Origin of the sequence: Burkholderia sp. Bp8984 (assembly GCF_003853755.1) — a bacterium.
In the GTDB taxonomy this organism is placed as follows: domain Bacteria; phylum Pseudomonadota; class Gammaproteobacteria; order Burkholderiales; family Burkholderiaceae; genus Burkholderia.
The window spans coordinates 167,949-186,552 of the sequence record NZ_QTQN01000008.1; the positions used below are offsets into that span (position 1 = coordinate 167,949).

Below are 18,604 nucleotides of genomic sequence, written 5' to 3' on the forward strand. Positions count from 1 at the left end.
GACTGACGTTCCACAGGAGCCCGACGCTACTTTGAAGACCGTCCAAGCACTGGAATTCACCGCGCCGCGCGACGACAACGCGCGCCTCGCCAACCTCTGCGGCCCGCTCGACGAGAACCTGCGGCAGATCGAACAGGCGCTCGACGTCACGCTCGCGCGGCGCGGCCACCGGATCACGATCCGCGGCCGCGGCGCGAAGCTCGCGCTCGCAGCGCTCGAGAACTTCTACAACCGCGCGCGCGATCCGCTGTCGGTCGACGATATCCAGCTCGCGCTGGTCGAAGTGCGCCACACGTCCGGCAACGGCCGCCAGGACACGCTCGACGTGCGCTTTCGCGGCGATCCGGACCATCCGTTCGACGAGCCCGTCGCGCAGCTCGACGCGGAAATGCCGGACGAAGAACCCGCGCCGAAGCTCTACACGCGGCGCGCCGACCTGCGCGGCCGCACGCCCGCGCAGCGCGAATACCTGAAGCAGATCCTGCAGCACGACGTGACGTTCGGCATCGGGCCGGCCGGCACCGGCAAGACCTACCTCGCGGTCGCGTGCGCGGTCGACGCGCTCGAGCGCGACCAGGTCAAGCGGATCGTGCTGACGCGCCCGGCCGTCGAGGCCGGCGAGCGGCTCGGCTTCCTGCCGGGCGATCTCGCGCAGAAGGTCGACCCGTACCTGCGGCCGCTGTACGACGCGCTGTACGACCTGCTCGGCTTCGACAAGACCGCGAAGATGTTCGAGCGCCAGATGATCGAGATCGCGCCGCTCGCCTACATGCGCGGCCGCACGCTGAACCACGCGTTCATCATCCTCGACGAGGCGCAGAACACGACGCCCGAGCAGATGAAGATGTTCCTCACGCGGATCGGTTTCGGCTCGAAGGCCGTCGTCACCGGCGACACGAGCCAGGTCGACCTGCCGCGCGGGCACAAGAGCGGCCTCGTCGAGGCGCAGCAGGTGCTCGGCGGCGTGCGCGGCATCGCGCTCACGCGCTTCACGAGCGCCGACGTCGTGCGCCATCCGCTCGTCGCACGCATCGTCGAGGCGTACGACGACTTCCACGCGCAGCACAAGGACGCGTAGGAAGCCGGCGGCGCCCGCGCGCCGCGCCGACCAACGGCCCCAGCCCGGCCCGCCCGACGGCGCGCCGGGCATTTTTTCGCCCGCGCGCGGCCGGTTCGAATTCGGGAGCGATCGGCCGTTTGGTGTATCCTCAACGCGTTCCAATCGCCGCACCCGTCATGAAATCTTCCCGTTCTCGCAAGTCCGGGCGCGACCAGTCCGCCGCGCCCGATTCCCCGCGTCTTTCGCTGTTCGATGCGAAGGGCAAGGCCCGGACCGTCAACGCGCAAGGGCTTCGAATCGACTTCCCGGACGGCCGCAGCCTGATGTTCGACCTGTCGGGCAGCTCGGGCGAGGCAGCCGTCGCGATCGTCGCGCAGCACAACGATCCGGCGATGCGCGCGAAGCTCGCGCTGCAGCCCGAGCACTACGACAGCGTGACGCTGCACGTGGGTGCCGAACCCGCGCCGCGCGACGAGGAAATCGCGGAAATGGCGGACGAGCTGCGCGAGCTGGAGCTCGACCTGTCCGTGCAGTACGGTGACGAGATCACCGCCGACATCCGCAAGACGCTGCCGAAACGCAAGCTGATCGCCGAATGGCTCGAGCCGGCGCTGTTCGCGAACGCGCAGCTCACCGTGCGCTTCGTCGGCAACGAAGAAGGCCAAACGCTGAACGCCGGCTACCGCCACAAGGACTACTCGACCAACGTGCTGACCTTCGCGTACGACCCGGCGCCCGACGGCACCGTGATCGGCGACCTCGTGCTGTGCTGCCCGGTCGTCGAGAAGGAAGCGCACGAACAGGGCAAGCCGCTCATCGCCCATTACGCGCACCTGCTGGTGCACGGCGCGCTGCACGCGCAGGGCTACGATCACGAGACGAGCGACGAGGACGCCGCCGAAATGGAAGCGCTCGAAGTCGACATCCTCGCGAAGCTGGGCTTCCCGAACCCGTACCAGTAAAAGCCGTCCGCACCATGCACCACGCCGCGATGCTGCCGCCCGCCTACCCGCCGTCGATCGGCGAGGGACGGCTGCTGACGGAAGACGAACTCGCGGCGTCGCTCGCGCACACGATGCGCGACTGGGACGGCCGGCAGGATCTCTGGCTGTTCGGCTATGGCTCGCTGATCTGGAACCCCGGGCTGCCGACCGTCGCCGCCGTGCGCGGCAAGGTGCACGGCTACCATCGCGGGCTCTACCTGTGGTCGCGCGTGAACCGCGGCACGCCCGAACGTCCGGGCCTCGTGCTCGCGCTCGATCGCGGCGGCTCGTGCTCGGGCATCGCGTTCCGGCTCGCGGGCCCGACTGCGCAGCCGCATCTCGAGACGTTGTGGAAACGCGAAATGCCGATGGGGTCGTACCGGCCCGCGTGGCTGCCGTGCACGCTCGAGACCGGCGAACGCGTGAACGCGCTGGCATTCGTGATGCGCCGCGACGTGCCCACCTACACCGGCAAGCTGACCGACCCCGTCGTGAAGGAAGTGTTCAGCTGCGCGGCCGGCCGCTACGGCACGACGCTCGACTACGTGAGCCGCACCGTGGACGCGCTGCGCGCGAGCGGCATCCCCGACCGCGCGCTGGAAGGGCTGCTCGCGCGATGCCGGTGATGCCCGACCGGCCGGCTTGCGCCACACCGGCCGCCGCCCCCGTGCGTTCGAAGGAGAATCCGCGCCGATGAACCCGTCACGCAGATCGCGCGTCATGCTGGCCGCGCTGCTCGTCGCCACGAGCGTCGCGCTGTCCGGCTGCGGCATGTTCGGTTGCGGCGGCGCCGCGACCAACGGCGCGGCCGCCGGCGGCTGTTCCGCCGGCATGCGCTTCTGAGGGTCCGAGCGCCCGCCCGGCCCGCCCTGCACGCGACGAAATGCCACCGACGCCGACCGGCCGGCCGGTCGCCTCCGCTTTTTTTGCCGCCGTGCCCCGCCGCCCCTTTCTGAGATAGGATGGATACACAGGACGGCGTCGCGCCCGGCGCGGCCGTTCCCGAGCGGGGCTCGCGCGCGCCGCCTGCCCCCGGCCGGACGGCCGGTGTGACACGGCCGCGCCATGCCCTTGGTGTATCCTTGCCTACTCCGTGACCGCGCGCCCCGGCATGACCCGGGCGCACCACCATGAACGATTCGTATCCCAGTCGTAAGCTCACCGACAAACCGCAAGAAAAGCGCTCGCTGCTCGAGCGCCTGACCGACTTCATCTCGCCCGAGCCGGAATCCCGGTCCGAGCTGCTGGAAATCCTCCAGGACGCCCACGAACGCAACCTGATCGACGCCGATTCGCTGTCGATGATCGAAGGCGTGTTCCAGGTGTCCGACCTGTGCGCGCGCGACATCATGGTGCCGCGCGCGCAGATGGACGCGATCAACATCGCCGACAAGCCTGAAGACTTCATCCCGTTCGTCCTCGAGAAGGCGCACTCGCGCTACCCCGTGTACGAGGAGAACCGCGACAACGTGATCGGCGTGCTGCTCGCGAAGGACCTGCTGCGCTTCTACGCCGAAGAGGAATTCGACGTGCGCGGGATGCTGCGCCCCGCCGTGTTCATTCCCGAATCGAAGCGCCTGAACGTGCTGCTGCACGACTTCCGCGTGAACCGCAACCACCTCGCGATCGTCGTCGACGAATACGGCGGCGTCGCGGGCCTGATCACGATCGAGGACGTGCTCGAACAGATCGTCGGCGACATCGAGGACGAATACGACTTCGACGAGGAAGCCGGCAACATCATCTCGGGGCCCGACGGCCGCTTCCGCGTGCGCGCGCTCACCGAGATCGAACAGTTCAACGAGGCGTTCGGCACCGACTTCCCCGACGACGAGGTCGACACGATCGGCGGGCTGATCACCCATCATTTCGGCCGCGTGCCGCACCGCGGCGAGAAGCTGCAGCTCGGCAACCTCGTGTTCGAGATCCAGCGCGGCGATGCGCGCCAGGTCCACGTGCTGCTGGTGCGCCGCAACCCCCTCGCGAGCCGCCGCGCCGAAACCTCGCACGAGGACTGACCGTCTCGCGCCGGTCGCGTCTCCTTCAACCGCTCGCCCTCTTTTGCTTCACATGGACGATCCGATCCCGTCCCGCCCGGCTGGCGGTCTTCTCGCGCCGGCGCCCGGCCGCACGCTGCCGCGCTGGCACTATCCGGCCGCGCTGCTCGCCGGCGCGGCCAATACGCTCAGCTTCGCACCGACCCCGCACGGCGGCTGGCTGCAGCTCGTCGTATTCGTCTGGTTTTTCGCGCAGCTGACGCGCACGTCGAGCTGGCGCGGCGCCGCGCTCACCGGCGGCGCGTTCGGCTTCGGCAACTTCATCAGCGGCATCTGGTGGCTCTACATCAGCATGCACGTGTACGGCGAGATGGCCGCACCGCTCGCGGGCGGCGCGCTGGTGCTGTTCTCGCTCTACCTGTCGCTGTACCCGGCGTTCTCGGCGGGGCTCTGGTCGTTCTGCGCGGGCCATGCATGGCATCGCCGCGAACCCGATCCGCGGCCGTTCTCGCCGACCTGGCACGGCGCGTTCGCGTTCGCGAGCGCCTGGGCGCTCGGCGAATGGCTGCGCGGCACCGTATTCACCGGGTTCCCGTGGCTCGCGAGCGGCTATCCGCAGGTCGACGGTCCGTTCGCGGGCTTCGCGCCGGTCGTCGGCGTGTACGGCATCGCCTGGGTGCTCGCGCTGTTCGCCGCGCTGGTCGTGCAGGCGCTCGTCGCCGCGCGCCGGGCGCCCGCATCCGAAAACAGCGCCGCCGGCAACGCGCGCGTGCGCATCGCCGCGCCGGCCGGCATCGCCGTCGCGCTCGTCGCGGCCGGCATCGCGCTGTCGCAGGCCGCGTGGACCGTGCCCGCGAACGCGCCGCTCACGGTGCGGCTGCTGCAGGGCAACGTGAAGCAGGACATCAAGTTCGAGCAGGAAGGCATCGACGCGGCGATCAAGATGTACACGCAGATGATCGTCGAGAAACCGGCCGACCTGATCGTCACGCCGGAGACCGCGATCGCGGTGATGATCCAGGAGCTGCCCGAACCGTTCGCCGTCGCGATCCGCAAGTTCAGCGACACGACCGGCTCGGCCGTGCTGTTCGGCGCGGTCGGCGCATCGGTCACGCCGGACGGCCACTACATCGACTACACGAACAGCCTGTACGGCGTAACGCCGCACTCGCGCGACATCTATCACTACGACAAGCACCATCTCGTGCCCTTCGGCGAGTTCATCCCGTGGGGCTTCCGGTGGTTCGTCGACCTGATGAAGATGCCGCTCGGCGACTTCGCGCGCGGCGCGCCGGTGCAGAAGCCGTTCCTCGTGCACAACCAGCCGGTGATGGCCGACATTTGCTACGAGGACTTGTTCGGCGAGGAAATCGCCGCGACGATCCGCGACAATCCGCAGCCGCCCGGCGTGCTCGTCAACGTGACGAACCTCGCGTGGTTCGGCGACACGATCGCGCTCGACCAGCACCTGCAGATCGCGCGGATGCGCGCGCTCGAGACGGGCCGGCCGATGCTGCGCTCGACCAATACCGGGATGACCGCCGCGATCGACGCGCGCGGCCGCGTGCTCGGTCAGCTCAAGCCGTTTACGATCGGCTCGCTCGATGTGCGGATCGAAGGCACGAGCGGCTTCACGCCGTACGTGACGAGCGGCAACAACATCGTGCTCGCGGTGTCGCTGGTGCTGCTCGCGTTCGGCTTCACGTTCGGGCCGGGCCTGCGCCGCGGCAACGGCGCGAAGGCCGGCGGAGACCGGAACGCCTGACGCATCGGGCGGCCGGCGCGCGCGGCGCGGCGCGGCCGCCGCCGTCGATGCGGCATGCGGACCGCCCCGCCCGCCGACGTTCGGCGCACGAGGCCGAGTCCGCACGACACCCCGGCAAGCCGCGCGCAGGAAGCAACGACGCGCGACGTCGCGCCGGCCAGCCGTTCAGGCCGGCCGCTGCGCGGCCGCGGCCAGGCCGCGCAGATCCCGCCCGAGCGCTTCCATCACCGGTGCCCACGCGCCGAACGTCGGCTGCCGGTACAGCGTCGCGGTCGGATACCACGGGCTGTCGGTGCGTTCGAGCAGCCAGGGCCAGTGCGGATTCACGTCGAGCAGCACCCAGGTGCGTGCGCCGAGCGCGCCCGACAGGTGCGCGACCGACGTGCACACCGTGATCACCAGATCCAGCGCGCCGATGAACGCGGCCGTATCGTCGAAACTCTCGAGTTCGCCGGTGAAGTCCTCGATCGCGAAACCGGCCGCGCGCGCCGCGGCGACATCCGCGTCCGCGCCCGGCTGCAGCGAGTAAAACGCGACGCCGTCGACACCGCGCAACGCATCGGCATAGCGCTCGAGCCCGACGCGCCGCAACGGATTGCGCTGGTGCCCCGCGCTGCCCGTCCATACGAGCCCGACCTTCAGCCGGCCGTCGCCCGCGAGCCGCGCTCGCCATGCGTCGCGCGCGCGCGGATCGGCATGCAGGTACGGCACCGCCGCGCCGAGCGTCGACGTCTCCATCCCGAGCATCAACGGCAGGCCGATCAGCGGCACTTCGTAGTCGAACGCCGGCAGCGCGTCGACGCCGCCGCCCGCGCTGAATGCATCCGCGTGCGCGCCGAGGCTGCGCCGCATCAGCGTGCCCACCTGCGGAAACGTGTTCCACGCGAGCCGGCCGCCCTCGCGGTGCACGCGCTCGGCGAGCGGCGCGACGAAGCGCGCGAACTGCAGCACGTCGCCGAGCCCCTGCTCGCCCCAGACGAGCAGCGTCTTGCCCGCGAGCGGCTCGCCGTGCCAGCGCGGGCCGGGCAGCACCGGCCGGCGGCCGCGCAGCTCGCCGGCGCCGTCCCAGCGCGCCTCGTGGCCGCGCCAGCCGGCCGCGTAGTTGCCGCGCACGAGCTGGATGATCGCGAGGTTGAAACGGAACGACGCGTCATCGGGCGCCAGCTCGCACGCGCGCGCCGCATGGCACTCGGCGTCGTCCCAGCGTTGCGCCTCCTTCATCGCCATCGCGATGTTGTTCTGCGCGAGCGCATTGTCGGGCGCGATCTCCGCGAGCCGCGCCGCGCACGCGAGCGCGCCGTCGAGGTCCTGCGTCGCCAGCCGCGCGACGACCAGGTTGGTCCACACCTGCACGTCGTGCGGGTCGGCCGCCACGGCCGCGTCGAGCAGCGCGATTTCTTCGTTGCGGTCGCCGCCCGACAGCCGCAGCGCGATCGCCAGGTTGTTGCGCAGCGACGGCCAGCCCGGATCGAGCGCATAGGCGGCGCGGTACGACGCGACGGCGTCGGCGTGACGGCCGAGCATCTGCAGCGCATAGCCATGATTGAAACTCGCGCCGGCGCCCGGATGCACGCGCAGCGCGCATTCGGCCAGCGCGAGCGCGTCGGCGCCACGCTGCCGTGCGACGAGCGCCGCGGTAAGCTGCGCGAGCGCGGCCATGTCGACGGCGTGCAGATGGCCGGCGGCGGCGAGCCAGAGCGCATGCGAGTCGCGCTCGCCGCGCGCGTGCGCGTCGGCGGCCTGCCCGAGCAGCGCAAGCAGCGGCGGCATCAGCGGAATGAGGAGGTCGTTCGAATCGTCCATGCGGTCCGGAGTGGGCAATCGGTCGCGCGGCAGGCGTCGCGCGCGCCGCAATACGCGCATCTTAACGCCCGCGCAAAGCGACGCGGCAGGCGGAGCGAGCAGCGCATCGCGACACCGCGCGCGAGCGCACCGCGCGCATCGACGACCCGCGCACAGGCCGCGCACGGCTCGCCCGAAACACCGCCGACGCCCCCTTCGTCCGCGTTCCGGCCGCATCCGGCCGCCGATCCGGTAAAATTGCACGTTTCAGCACACTAACAAGCCGCGCCGCCGCGCGAGCCGACCCTCCGGGCCCCGCCCGGAGCGCCGCCCGCAACGGAGCGCCAGCGCCACGAAGGCTCTTCATGCTTACGTTTCAGCAAATCATCCTGACGCTGCAGTCCTACTGGGACAAGCAGGGTTGCGCCCTGCTCCAGCCCATCGACATGGAAGTCGGCGCGGGCACGTCGCACGTCCACACGTTCCTGCGCGCGGTCGGCCCGGAGCCATGGCGCGCCGCCTACGTGCAGCCGTCGCGCCGCCCGAAGGACGGCCGCTATGGCGAGAACCCGAACCGCCTGCAGCATTACTACCAGTACCAGGTCGTGCTCAAGCCGGCGCCGGAGAACATCCTCGATCTCTACCTCGGTTCGCTGGAAGCGCTCGGCTTCGACCTGAAGCAGAACGACGTGCGCTTCGTGGAAGACGACTGGGAGAACCCGACGCTCGGCGCGTGGGGCCTTGGCTGGGAAGTGTGGCTGAACGGCATGGAAGTCACGCAGTTCACGTATTTCCAGCAGGTCGGCGGCCTCGACTGCAAGCCGGTGCTCGGCGAGATCACGTACGGCCTCGAGCGCCTCGCGATGTACCTGCAGAAGGTCGAGAACGTGTACGACCTCGTGTGGACCGAATGGGAAGAGCAAGGCCCGAACGGCCCCGAGCTGCGCCGCCTGTCGTACGGCGACGTCTACCACCAGAACGAGGTCGAGCAGTCGACCTACAACTTCGAGCACGCGAACGTCGACCTGCTGTTCACGTTCTTCAACAGCTACGAAGCGGAAGCGAAGAAGATGATCGACGCGCAGCTCGCGCTGCCCGCGTACGAGCTCGTGCTGAAGGCCGGCCACACGTTCAACCTGCTCGACGCGCGCGGCGCGATCTCGGTCACGGAACGCGCGGCGTACATCGGCCGCATCCGCGCGCTGTCGCGTCTCGTCGCGCAGGCTTACTACGACTCGCGCGAGAAGCTCGGCTTCCCGATGCTCGGCAACCCGCCGGGCGTGCCGGGCCTCACCACCGACGCCCAGGACGCCGCCCAGCCGGCATGGGCGCCGCCGCTCAAGGTCGAACGCAAGATCGATCAGGACTGACGAGACGAGATTCAATCCACACATGACGCACAATCATCCCGCCCCCCTGCTCGTCGAACTGCTGACCGAAGAGCTGCCGCCGAAGGCCCTCGCACGCCTCGGCGACGCATTCGCCGAAGGCCTCGCGCAACGCCTCGCGGCGCGCGACCTCATCGAAGGCGAACTCGTATTCGAACGCTACGCCACGCCGCGCCGCCTCGCGGTCGTCGTGCAGAACGTGCGCGCCGTCGCGCCTGAAAAGCAGGTCCGCGAAAAGGTCCTGCCGGTGTCCGTCGCGCTCGACGCCGAAGGCCGGCCGACCGCCCCGCTCGCGAAGAAGCTCGCGGCGCTCGGCCATCCGAACCTGTCGATCGCCGATCTCGAGCGCGCGCAGGACGGCAAGGCCGAAGCGTTCTTCGTCAACTACTCGGCGGCCGGCGCGACGCTCGCCGACGGGCTGCAGGCCGCGCTCGACGAAACGCTCGAGAAGCTGCCGATCCCGAAGGTGATGACCTACCAGCGCCCGGACGGCTCCGACGTGAAGTTCGTGCGTCCGGTGCACCGCCTGACCGTGCTGCACGACGACCGCATCGTGCCCGTCACCGCGTTCGGCGTCGATGCCGGCGACACCACGCTCGGCCACCGCTTCCTGTCCGACGGCCTCGTCGCGATCCAGCATGCGCGCGCGTATGCCGACACGCTGCGCGACAAGGGCCGCGTGATCGCGCACTTCGCCGATCGCCGCGAAACGATCCGCACGCAGCTGAACGAGCACGCGAACGGCGACACGGTCGTGATGCCCGAGTCGCTGCTCGACGAAGTGACGTCGCTGGTCGAATGGCCGGTCGTCTATCCGTGCCGCTTCGAGGACGAATTCCTGCAGGTTCCGCAGGAATGCCTGATCCTCACGATGCAGACGAACCAGAAGTACTTCGCGCTCACCGACGTCGCCGGCAAGCTGCGCTCGCGCTTCCTGATCGTGTCGAACATCGAGACGAAGACGCCGGGCGAGATCATCGAAGGCAACGAGCGCGTCGTGCGCCCGCGCCTCGCCGACGCGAAGTTCTTCTTCGAGCAGGACAAGAAGAAGCCGCTCGCGGACCGCGTGCCGCTGCTCGCGAACGTCGTCTATCACAACAAGCTCGGCTCGGCGCTCGCACGCGTCGAGCGCCTCGAGGCGCTCGCCGGCGAGATCGCGCCCGCGATCGGTGCCGACGCCGCGCACGCGAAGCGCGCCGCGCGCCTCGCGAAGGCCGACCTGCTGACCGACATGGTGGGCGAGTTCCCGGAGCTGCAGGGCACGATGGGCACGTACTACGCGCGCCACGACGGTGAGCCCGACGACGTCGCGCTCGCCTGCGCCGAGCATTACCAGCCGCGCTTCTCCGGCGACGCGCTGCCGACCACGCCGGTGTCCACCGCCGTCGCGCTGGCCGACAAGCTCGAGACGATCGTCGGCATCTGGGGCATCGGCCTCGCGCCGACCGGCGAGAAGGATCCGTTCGCGCTGCGCCGTCACGCGCTCGGCGTGCTGCGCCTGCTGCTCGAGAAACAGCTGCCGCTCGATCTCGTGTCGCTGCTGCGCACGGCCCATGCGCGCTTCGAAGGCGTGCCGGGCGTCGCCGAATCGACCGACGCGATCTTCGCGTTCTTCATCGACCGCCTGCGCGGCCTGTTGCGCGAGCGCGGCTACTCGGCCGGCGAAGTCGACGCGGTGCTGAGCCTGAACCCGACGCGTGTCGACGATCTCGTCGCGCGCCTCGACGCGGTGCGCGAATTCACGCGCCTCGCGGAAGCCGAAGCGCTCGCGGCCGCGAACAAGCGGATCTCGAACATCCTGAAGAAGTCGGAAGGCGGCGCGAACGGCACGGTGCAGCCGACGCTGCTCGTCGAGGCCGCCGAGAAGGCGCTGCACGAGCAGCTCGCAGCCGTGACGCCGCACGTGCAGTCGCAGCTCGAGGCGCGTGCGTACACGGGCGCGCTGTCGGCGCTCGCCGCGCTGCGCGCGCCGGTCGACACGTTCTTCAACGACGTGATGGTCAACGCCGAGGATCCCGCGCTGCGCGCGAACCGTCTCGCGCTGCTGTCGGCGCTGCATCAGCAGATGAACTGCGTCGCCGACATCTCGAAGCTCGCCGCGTAAAGGCCGAACGATGCCGACCAGCCCCAACCGCAAGCTCGTCGTCCTCGATCGGGACGGCGTGATCAACGTCGATTCGGACGCGTTCATCAAGACGCCCGACGAGTGGATCGCGCTGCCCGGCAGCCTCGAGGCGATCGCACGACTCAACCACGCCGGCTATCGCGTGGTCGTCGCGACCAACCAGTCCGGCATCGGTCGCGGGCTGTTCGACATGGCCACGCTCAACGCGATGCATCTGAAGATGCATCGCGCGGCGGCCGCGGTCGGCGCGCGCATCGACGCGGTGTTCTTCTGCCCGCATACGTCGGAAGACCACTGCGACTGCCGCAAGCCGAAACCCGGCATGATGCAGATGATCGCCGAGCGCTTCGAGATCGATCCCGGTCACACGCCGGCCGTCGGCGATTCGCTGCGCGACCTGCAGGCCGGCGTCGCGGTCGGCTTCCGGCCGCACCTCGTGCTGACCGGCAAGGGCAAGAAGACGCTCGCCGCGGGCAACCTGCCGGACGGCACGCAGGTCCATGACGACCTGCGCGCGTTCGCACTCGACTTCCTTTCACACGAACACGAGTGATGCGGCCGCCGCGCGCATCCTCCCTACTGTCAGACCCACGCCGATGCGCTTCGTCCGCTCCCTGCTGCTGCTGATCTATTTCATCCTGTACACGGTGCCGTACGCCACCGCGTGCTTCATCGCCTTTCCGTTCATGCGCCCCGACGCGCGCTACTGGATGGCGGCCGGCTGGTGCAAGTCGACGCTGTGGGTCGTGCGCTGGCTGAACGGCATCCGCTACCGGATCGAAGGCTACGAGAACCTGCCCGACGGCCCGGCCGTGCTGCTGTCGAAGCACCAGTCCGCGTGGGAGACGCTCGCGTTTCCGGCGCTGATGCCGAAGCCGCTCTGCTACGTGTTCAAGCGCGAGCTGCTGTACGTGCCGTTCTTCGGCTGGGCGCTCGGGCTGCTGCACATGGTCAACATCAACCGCAAGGAAGGCAAGAATGCCTTCGTGTCGGTGATCCGCCAGGGCAAGAAGCGCCTGTCGGAAGGCGCGTGGATGATCATGTTCCCGGAAGGCACGCGCACGCCGGTCGGCAAGCAGGGCAAGTACAAGACGGGCGGCGCGCGCTTCGCGATCGAAACCGGCGCGCCGGTCGTGCCGATCGCGCACAATGCAGGTCGGGTGTGGCCGCGCAATTCGTTCACGAAGTTCCCGGGCGTCGTCACCGTGTCGATCGGCAAGCCGATTCCGGTCGAAGGCAAGACGCCCGACGTATTGAACTCGCAGGTCGAAGCATGGATCGAAGCGGAAATGCGCCGCATCGATCCCGATGCGTATCGCCAGCCGGGCAATGCCGGCACGCGCGATGCCGCACGCGTCTGAATCACCCGGATTGCAGCCGTTGCGTACGACGAAACGAAGCGAACTGATGAAAAAGCGTCCGCGGCCACGGCCTGCCATCGTGGCACTCGATCATCGCCAGATGGACCTGCCGCTCTTCGACGGGCCGGCAGCATCGCCGCCACCGTCGGCGCCCGCCGCGCTGCCGTCGCCGCCTGAAGCGGCTGCGGCTCCCGCGGTGCCGCTCGATCCGGGTCCCGCACCCGATCGCTCCCGCGTCCGGACGTTCGCACTCGACAGCCGCGTGCTCGAATATCGGTTGAAGCGCTCCGCGCGCCGCACGATCGGCTTCACGATCGACGGCAGCGGGCTGTCGATCACCGCGCCGCGCTGGGTCACGCTCGCCGACATCGAAGCGGCGATCGCCGAGAAGCAGCGCTGGATCTTCGCGAAGCTCGCGGAGTGGAAAACCCGCACCGAGCAGCGCGCGCTGCCGCAGATCGACTGGCGCGACGGCGCGCAACTCCCTTATCTCGGCAAGACGATCACGATCGCGCTCGGCGCGGGCGCCGTCGCATTCGACGCCGATGCGCAACGGCTGTCGCTGCCGCTGCCCGTGCAAGCCGACATGCAGCAGATCAAGGATCGCGTGCAGGGCTGGCTGCAGGGCGAAGCGAAGCGGATCTTCGGCGAACGCCTGGCGGTCTACGCGGAACGGCTCGGCGTCACGTATTCGATGTATGCGCTGTCGTCGGCGGCGACGCGCTGGGGCAGCTGCTCGAGCGACGGCAAGATCCGGCTGAACTGGCGGCTGATCCACTTCCCGATGTCGATCGTCGACTACGTCGTCGCGCACGAGCTGTCGCACCTGCGCGAGATGAACCACAGTCCGGCCTTCTGGCAGACCGTCGAATCGATCTTCCCGGAATTCCGCGAAGCGCGGCACACGCTCAAGCATCACCCGCCCGAACTGCTGCCGGCGCTTTGACGCGATCGGCCGCACCAAAATACAAACGGGCGATGCGGATTCCTCCACATCGCCCGTTTTTCCTGCCCGCGACGCACATCGTGCGCCGCGCGCCCGGCGCTCAGTGCGCCTTCTTCTGAATGAACTCGATCTTGTAGCCGTCCGGATCCTCGACGAACGCGATCACGGTCGTGCCGTGCTTCATCGGGCCGGCTTCGCGGGTCACCTTGCCGCCTTGCGCCTTGATCTTGTCGCAGGCCGCGTAGGCATCGTCGACTTCCACCGCCAGATGGCCGAAGCCGTTGCCGAGATCGTAGGACGGCGTATCCCAGTTGTGGGTCAGCTCGAGCACGGTGCCCGCGCTTTCCGCTTCGTAGCCGACGAACGCGAGCGTGAACTTGCCTTCCGGATAATCCTCGCGACGCAGCAGCTTCATGCCGAGCAATTCGGTGTAGAACTTGATCGAGCGGTCGAGATCGCCGACTCGCAGCATCGTATGCAGCAAACGCATGTGTTGTACTCCTGTGGGGACTTTCCAGAAGCGGAAATTCTACCGGAGTCGGGTCAATCCCGCCGCCGGCGCCCCGTGCGCCACCGGCCGATACACAAGATCTGCACGGCGAGCGCGAAGCCCGTGCGGCGGTGGAAATCACCGCGCCCGACGACCCCGGCAAGTCCATCGATCGGGTAACATCCTTCCACTTCGCACCAAAAACGGGCATGCCGCCCGCAGCCAGAACGCGACCACCGCCTCATTCCAGCCACAGCCTGCCGTGAGAAATCGCCGATTCGCGCGCGCCGGACGCGCCGTCCGCCCGCCGCTGACCATGTCTTTGCCCAAGTCTCTGCCCATGCCCCAGCCCGCTTCCCGCCGCATCGGCGAGGTCCGCCGATGACCGCGCTCGCCGGCACGCCCGTGCGCCGCGCGCTCGACATGCGCGCCGTCGGCGTGATGCTGCTGCTGTGCGCGATCTGGGGCTTCCAGCAGGTCGCGATCAAGAGCACCAACGCGGCGATCCCGCCGATGTTCCAGGCCGGGCTGCGCTCGGTGATCGCCGCGCTCCTCCTGTGGGGCTGGGCACGCTCGCGCGGCACGCCGCTGTTCCGCGCGGACGGCACGCTCGGCGCGGGCATCGCGGCCGGTGCGCTGTTCGCCGGCGAGTTCATCTGCGTGTTCTTCGGGCTCACGCTGACGAGCGCGTCGCACATGGCGATCTTCCTGTACACGGCACCGTGCTTCACGGCGCTCGGCCTGCACCTGTTCGCGCCGGGCGAACGGCTGCAGCGCGTCCAGTGGGCCGGCGTCGGCCTCGCGTTCGCCGGCATCGCGCTCGCGTTCGCGGACGGCTTCCTGACGCCGCGCGCGCCCGGCGCATCGATGCTGGCCGGGCTCGCCGGCGACGCGCTCGGGATCCTCGGGGGCGCGATGTGGGCCGCGACGACGGTCGTCGTGCGCTCGACGTCGCTCGCGCGCGCCAGCGCGAGCAAGACGCTGTTCTACCAGCTCGCGGTGTCGGCCGTCGTGCTGATCGCGCTCGCCGCGCTGCTCGGCCAGACGTCGTTCGCGCGGGTCACGCCGATCGCGCTCGCGAGCCTCGCGTACCAGTCGGTGATCGTCGCGTTCGTCAGCTACCTGTCGTGGTTCTGGCTGCTGACGCGCTACAGCGCGTCGCGGCTGTCGGTGTTCACGTTCCTGTCGCCGCTGTTCGGCGTCGCGTTCGGCGTGCTGCTGCTCGGCGAATCGGTCGGCTGGCGCTTCATGTCCGCCGCCGCGCTGGTGCTGACGGGAATCGCGCTCGTCAACGCACCGCCGCGCCGACGCGCGTAGCGCGATGCAGACGCGGTCCGGCAGCGACGAAAGCCGTGCGAAAAAAAAGCTGCCCGCTCAGGGCAGCCTCGTCGATCGCGCTAGGGGCAGGCGCCAGGTGCGACGCCCGCATGCCGCTACTCCGCGGCCTTGCGCGCCGCTGCAAGCGCCTGCGCGACGCCGACATATTCGGCCACGCTGACATCCTCCGCGCGTCGCGCGAGATCGAAGCCGAGCGCGTCGAAATCGATCGTCTCGCGGTAGTCGCCGAGCGTATTGCGCAGCATCTTGCGGCGCTGCGAGAACGCGGCGGTGACGACTTCGCCGAGCAGCACGGGATCGACGTCCGGCAGTTCGTGCGGCTCGTACGGAATCATCCGGACGATCGCCGAATCGACCTTCGGCGGCGGCTGGAACGATTCCGGCGGCACGTCGAGCATCTTCTCCATCACATAGCGGTACTGCAGCATCACCGACAGTCGCGAGAACGCCTTCGTGCCCGGCTCCGCGACCATCCGTTCGACGACTTCGTTCTGCAGCATGAAATGCTGATCGATGACCGCGTCGGCGAACGTCATCAGGTGAAACAGCAGCGGGCTGGAAATGTTGTACGGCAGGTTGCCGACGATCCGCAGCGACGGCTTGTCGCCGGGTGCCGCGAGCGAGCGGAAGTCGAACGCGAGCGCGTCGCCCGCGTGCAGCTCCAGCAGCGCGCCGAAGCGCTGCTGCAGGCGCCCGATCAGGTCGCGGTCGAGCTCGACCGCATGCAGCGGCGACTCGGGCGTCGCGAGACGCGCGATCAGCGGCTCGGTCAGCGCGCCGAGGCCGGGGCCGATCTCGACCATCCGCTGGCCGCGCGCGGGGCCGATCGTCGCGACGATCGAGTCGATCACGCCGTGATCGACGAGGAAGTTCTGCCCGAAGCGCTTGCGCGCGAAGTGGCCTTGGTGCTGTCTGCTGTTCGACATCGACTGAGAAAAACGAAAAATACGACGAATGAGGTCAGGCTCGTGCGTGTCAGGCCGCGCGGCGATGGCGCGCCATCGTGACGGCCGTGTCGAGCGCGGCGACCATGCTGCCCGGATCCGCGCGGCCCGTGCCGGCCAGATCCAGCGCCGTGCCGTGATCGACCGACGTGCGGATGATCGGCAGCCCGAGCGTGACGTTGATGCCCTCGCCGAAGGTCGCATACTTCAGCACGGGCAAGCCCTGATCGTGGAACATCGCAAGCACGCAATCGGCGCCCTCGAGATGGCGCGGCTGGAACAGCGTGTCGGCCGGATACGGGCCGCGCGCGTCGATGCCCTGCGCTTGCGCGCGTGCGAGCGCCGGCGAGATCACGTCGATCTCCTCGCGCCCGAGATAGCCGTTCTCGCCCGCGTGCGGGTTCAGCCCCGTCACGACGATGCGCGGCGCCGCGAGACCGAAGTCGCGCCGCAGGTCGCGATCGACGATCGCCAGCGTCTCGACGAGCCCGTCGATCGTCAGCGCGGCCGACACGTCCTTCAGCGGCAGGTGCGTGGTCGCGAGCGCGACGCGCAGCGGCCGCTCGCCCGTGCCTGCCAGCATCATCACGACGCGCGGCGTGTGCGTGCGTTCCGCAAGGTATTCGGTATGGCCGGTAAACGGCACGCCGGCATCGTTGATCGTGCTCTTCTGCAGCGGTGCGGTGACGATCGCGTCGAACCGGCCCGCCACCGCGCCGTCGATCGCGGCATCGAGCAGCCCGAGCACGTAGCGGCCGTTGGCCGCGTCGAGCTTGCCCGCCTGCGCGGGCACGGCGAGCGGATGATGCTCGACCGACACCGGCTCGCCGCCGGCGAGCACCGCCCGGTCGGCACCGACGGCCGCCGCGCGTGCGTCGAGCAGCGCGGCATCGCCGAGCACGGTGAAATGCGCACCGGGCCAGCGCCGCGCGGCATCCTGCAACGCCTGCACGGTCAGCTCCGGGCCGACACCCGCGGGTTCGCCGGTCGTGATCGCGATCTGCAGCGCGGATGCCGTCATGCGAAGCTCGCTCAGTTCGCCGGGCCGACGCCGCCGATCTTGTACTGCACGTACGACGAATCGCGCAGTTCACGCAGCCAGTCGGCGTACGCCTGCTCGGCCTTGCGCTGGCCGATCGCCTGGCGCGCGATATCCATCTGCTGCTGCACCGAGCCTTCCGCCTCGCGGCGCTCGACCACCTGGATCAGGTGGTAGCCGTACTCGGTGCGAATCGGCTGGCTGATCTGGCCGGCCTGCAGGTTGTTCATCGCGCGCTCGAATTCCGGCACGGTCTCGCCCGGGCTGATCCAGCCGAGATCGCCGCCCTGCGACGCCGAACCGTCCTGCGAGTAGGTGCGCGCGAACTTCTCGAAATCGCCGCCGGCCTCGACCTGCTTGCGGATGTCCTGCAGTTGCTGGCGTGCCTGGCCTTCCGACTTGCCTTCGCCGACGCGCAACAGGATGTGGCGCACGTGCGTCTGGACGATCTTCGGTGCCGCGGCGGTCGCGCCCTGGCTCTGGCGGCGGTCGACGAGACGCACGATCTCGAAGCCGTCCGGCACGCGGATCAGCGTCGGATTGACCTGGCCGGGGCGGAGCTTCGACGCGGCTTCGACGACGTCGGCCGGCAGCGCGGACGGCGCCTTGAAGCCGAGGTCGCCGCCCTTCTTCGCGTCGTTCGCTTCCGAGTTGTTCTTCGCGAGCTTCTCGAAATCGGCGCCCGACGTGGCCTGCTGCAGCAGCGCGTCGGCCTTCTTCTGCGCGGCTTCGATGTCGGCTTGCGGCGCGTTGGTCGGCGCCTTGATGAAGATGTGCTGGAAGCGCAGGTCCTGCTGCTGCGATGCGCTCGGCCCGCGCTGGCTCGCGATGTAGTTCGCGACCTCGGCGTCCGACACGGTGATCTTGCCGTCGACCTCGCGCTCGCGCAGCTTCGACAGCATCAGCTCGGTGCGGGCGTCGCTCGTGAACACGCTCCAGGGCACGCCTTGCGCGACGATGCGCGCGCGGTACTGCTCGAGCGTCATCCCGTTCGCCTGCGCGAGGCGCTGCAGCGTGGACTGCACGGTGGCATCGTCGATGCGGATCCCGTCGTCCTTGGCCTTCTGCACCTGGATGCGTTCGAGCACCATCTGGTTCAGCACCTGCGCGCGCAGCTGGTCGGCCGGCGGCACGGGCGCGTTCTGCTGCTGCAGCCGGCGCGAGATCAGGCCGACGCGCTGGTCGAGTTCGCGACCCGTGATCACGTCGTTGTTGACGACCGCGACGACTTCGTCGGCAAGCTGCGCGCCATGCGAACCAAGCGCCTGCGCCGCGGCCGGCGCAGCGGCGAGCAGCGCGGCGGCGGCGGCGAGGCTGGACACGACTGCCGCGAAACGAAGGGTTTTCTTCATTGCCACTGATACTCCATTGAAATCGTGCTGACCG

17 protein-coding genes are annotated in these 18,604 nt (G+C 69.3%); 12 read left to right on the forward strand and 5 right to left on the reverse strand.

All coding sequences use genetic code 11. The features are described 5' to 3' along the window. Positions 1 to 31 precede the first annotated feature (31 nt). From DID98_RS11315 to lnt, 6 genes are all read left to right on the forward strand, one after another. On the forward strand, positions 32 to 1,078 hold the full coding sequence (locus DID98_RS11315) for a PhoH family protein (RefSeq protein ID WP_124488629.1): 1,047 nt from the start codon (positions 32 to 34) through the stop codon (positions 1,076 to 1,078). A 158-nt stretch (positions 1,079 to 1,236) separates the two neighbouring features. Next, positions 1,237 to 2,022 (forward strand): rRNA maturation RNase YbeY, encoded by a 786-nt coding sequence (gene ybeY / locus DID98_RS11320; protein WP_124570700.1) that lies wholly within the window; start codon positions 1,237 to 1,239, stop codon positions 2,020 to 2,022. A gap of 14 nt (positions 2,023 to 2,036) precedes the next feature. Next, entirely contained in the window at positions 2,037 to 2,669 is a 633-nt protein-coding gene (locus DID98_RS11325) for a gamma-glutamylcyclotransferase (protein ID WP_044846805.1), read from the forward strand. A gap of 67 nt (positions 2,670 to 2,736) precedes the next feature. Continuing rightward, positions 2,737 to 2,886, forward strand: a complete 150-nt coding sequence (locus DID98_RS35785; protein WP_185500336.1) for a hypothetical protein — start codon at positions 2,737 to 2,739, stop codon at positions 2,884 to 2,886. Positions 2,887 to 3,173: 287 nt separating this feature from the next. Continuing rightward, positions 3,174 to 4,061, forward strand: a complete 888-nt coding sequence (locus DID98_RS11330; RefSeq protein WP_044846806.1) for an HlyC/CorC family transporter — start codon at positions 3,174 to 3,176, stop codon at positions 4,059 to 4,061. Between the two features lie 52 nt (positions 4,062 to 4,113). Beyond that, the gene (gene lnt, locus DID98_RS11335; protein ID WP_124570701.1) at positions 4,114 to 5,805 is read left to right on the forward strand and encodes an apolipoprotein N-acyltransferase; all 1,692 of its coding nucleotides are present in this window, start codon (positions 4,114 to 4,116) and stop codon (positions 5,803 to 5,805) included. A gap of 165 nt (positions 5,806 to 5,970) precedes the next feature. Here the strand turns inward: lnt and DID98_RS11340 are convergent, their stop codons facing one another. After that, on the reverse strand, positions 5,971 to 7,608 hold the full coding sequence (locus DID98_RS11340) for a hypothetical protein (protein WP_124570702.1): 1,638 nt from the start codon (positions 7,606 to 7,608) through the stop codon (positions 5,971 to 5,973). Between the two features lie 344 nt (positions 7,609 to 7,952). Here DID98_RS11340 and glyQ point away from each other — a divergent pair, with 344 nt between their 5' ends. Genes glyQ through DID98_RS11365 form a run of 5 tightly spaced genes read left to right on the forward strand, consistent with a single transcriptional unit; the run spans position 7,953 to position 13,407 of the window. Continuing rightward, a complete protein-coding gene (gene glyQ / locus DID98_RS11345) occupies positions 7,953 to 8,957 on the forward strand; it encodes a glycine--tRNA ligase subunit alpha (protein ID WP_080294533.1) in 1,005 nt (334 codons plus the stop codon). 22 nt (positions 8,958 to 8,979) lie between these two features. Next, the gene (glyS, locus tag DID98_RS11350; RefSeq protein WP_124570703.1) at positions 8,980 to 11,079 is read left to right on the forward strand and encodes a glycine--tRNA ligase subunit beta; all 2,100 of its coding nucleotides are present in this window, start codon (positions 8,980 to 8,982) and stop codon (positions 11,077 to 11,079) included. 10 nt (positions 11,080 to 11,089) lie between these two features. After that, the gene (gene gmhB, locus DID98_RS11355) at positions 11,090 to 11,653 is read left to right on the forward strand and encodes a D-glycero-beta-D-manno-heptose 1,7-bisphosphate 7-phosphatase (RefSeq protein WP_124488623.1); all 564 of its coding nucleotides are present in this window, start codon (positions 11,090 to 11,092) and stop codon (positions 11,651 to 11,653) included. A gap of 43 nt (positions 11,654 to 11,696) precedes the next feature. Continuing rightward, the gene (locus DID98_RS11360) at positions 11,697 to 12,461 is read left to right on the forward strand and encodes a 1-acyl-sn-glycerol-3-phosphate acyltransferase (RefSeq protein ID WP_044846811.1); all 765 of its coding nucleotides are present in this window, start codon (positions 11,697 to 11,699) and stop codon (positions 12,459 to 12,461) included. Between the two features lie 46 nt (positions 12,462 to 12,507). Continuing rightward, positions 12,508 to 13,407, forward strand: a complete 900-nt coding sequence (locus DID98_RS11365; protein WP_124570704.1) for a M48 family metallopeptidase — start codon at positions 12,508 to 12,510, stop codon at positions 13,405 to 13,407. 100 nt (positions 13,408 to 13,507) lie between these two features. Here the strand turns inward: DID98_RS11365 and gloA are convergent, their stop codons facing one another. Continuing rightward, the gene (gene gloA, locus DID98_RS11370; protein WP_044846812.1) at positions 13,508 to 13,897 is read right to left on the reverse strand and encodes a lactoylglutathione lyase; all 390 of its coding nucleotides are present in this window, start codon (positions 13,895 to 13,897) and stop codon (positions 13,508 to 13,510) included. Between the two features lie 381 nt (positions 13,898 to 14,278). On the opposite strand from gloA, the gene DID98_RS11375 reads away from it, so the two are divergent. Next, positions 14,279 to 15,214 (forward strand): DMT family transporter, encoded by a 936-nt coding sequence (locus tag DID98_RS11375; protein WP_124570705.1) that lies wholly within the window; start codon positions 14,279 to 14,281, stop codon positions 15,212 to 15,214. Between the two features lie 116 nt (positions 15,215 to 15,330). On the opposite strand, the gene rsmA is transcribed toward DID98_RS11375, so the two are convergent. Genes rsmA through DID98_RS11390 form a run of 3 tightly spaced genes read right to left on the reverse strand, consistent with a single transcriptional unit; the run spans position 15,331 to position 18,570 of the window. Then, a complete protein-coding gene (gene rsmA / locus DID98_RS11380; RefSeq protein ID WP_124488620.1) occupies positions 15,331 to 16,161 on the reverse strand; it encodes a 16S rRNA (adenine(1518)-N(6)/adenine(1519)-N(6))-dimethyltransferase RsmA in 831 nt (276 codons plus the stop codon). A 49-nt stretch (positions 16,162 to 16,210) separates the two neighbouring features. Continuing rightward, positions 16,211 to 17,200 (reverse strand): 4-hydroxythreonine-4-phosphate dehydrogenase PdxA, encoded by a 990-nt coding sequence (gene pdxA / locus DID98_RS11385; RefSeq protein ID WP_124570706.1) that lies wholly within the window; start codon positions 17,198 to 17,200, stop codon positions 16,211 to 16,213. Positions 17,201 to 17,211: 11 nt separating this feature from the next. After that, positions 17,212 to 18,570: a peptidylprolyl isomerase gene (locus tag DID98_RS11390; RefSeq protein WP_124488618.1), complete on the reverse strand. Its 1,359-nt coding sequence runs from the start codon at positions 18,568 to 18,570 to the stop codon at positions 17,212 to 17,214. Between the last annotated feature and the right edge of the window lie 34 nt (positions 18,571 to 18,604).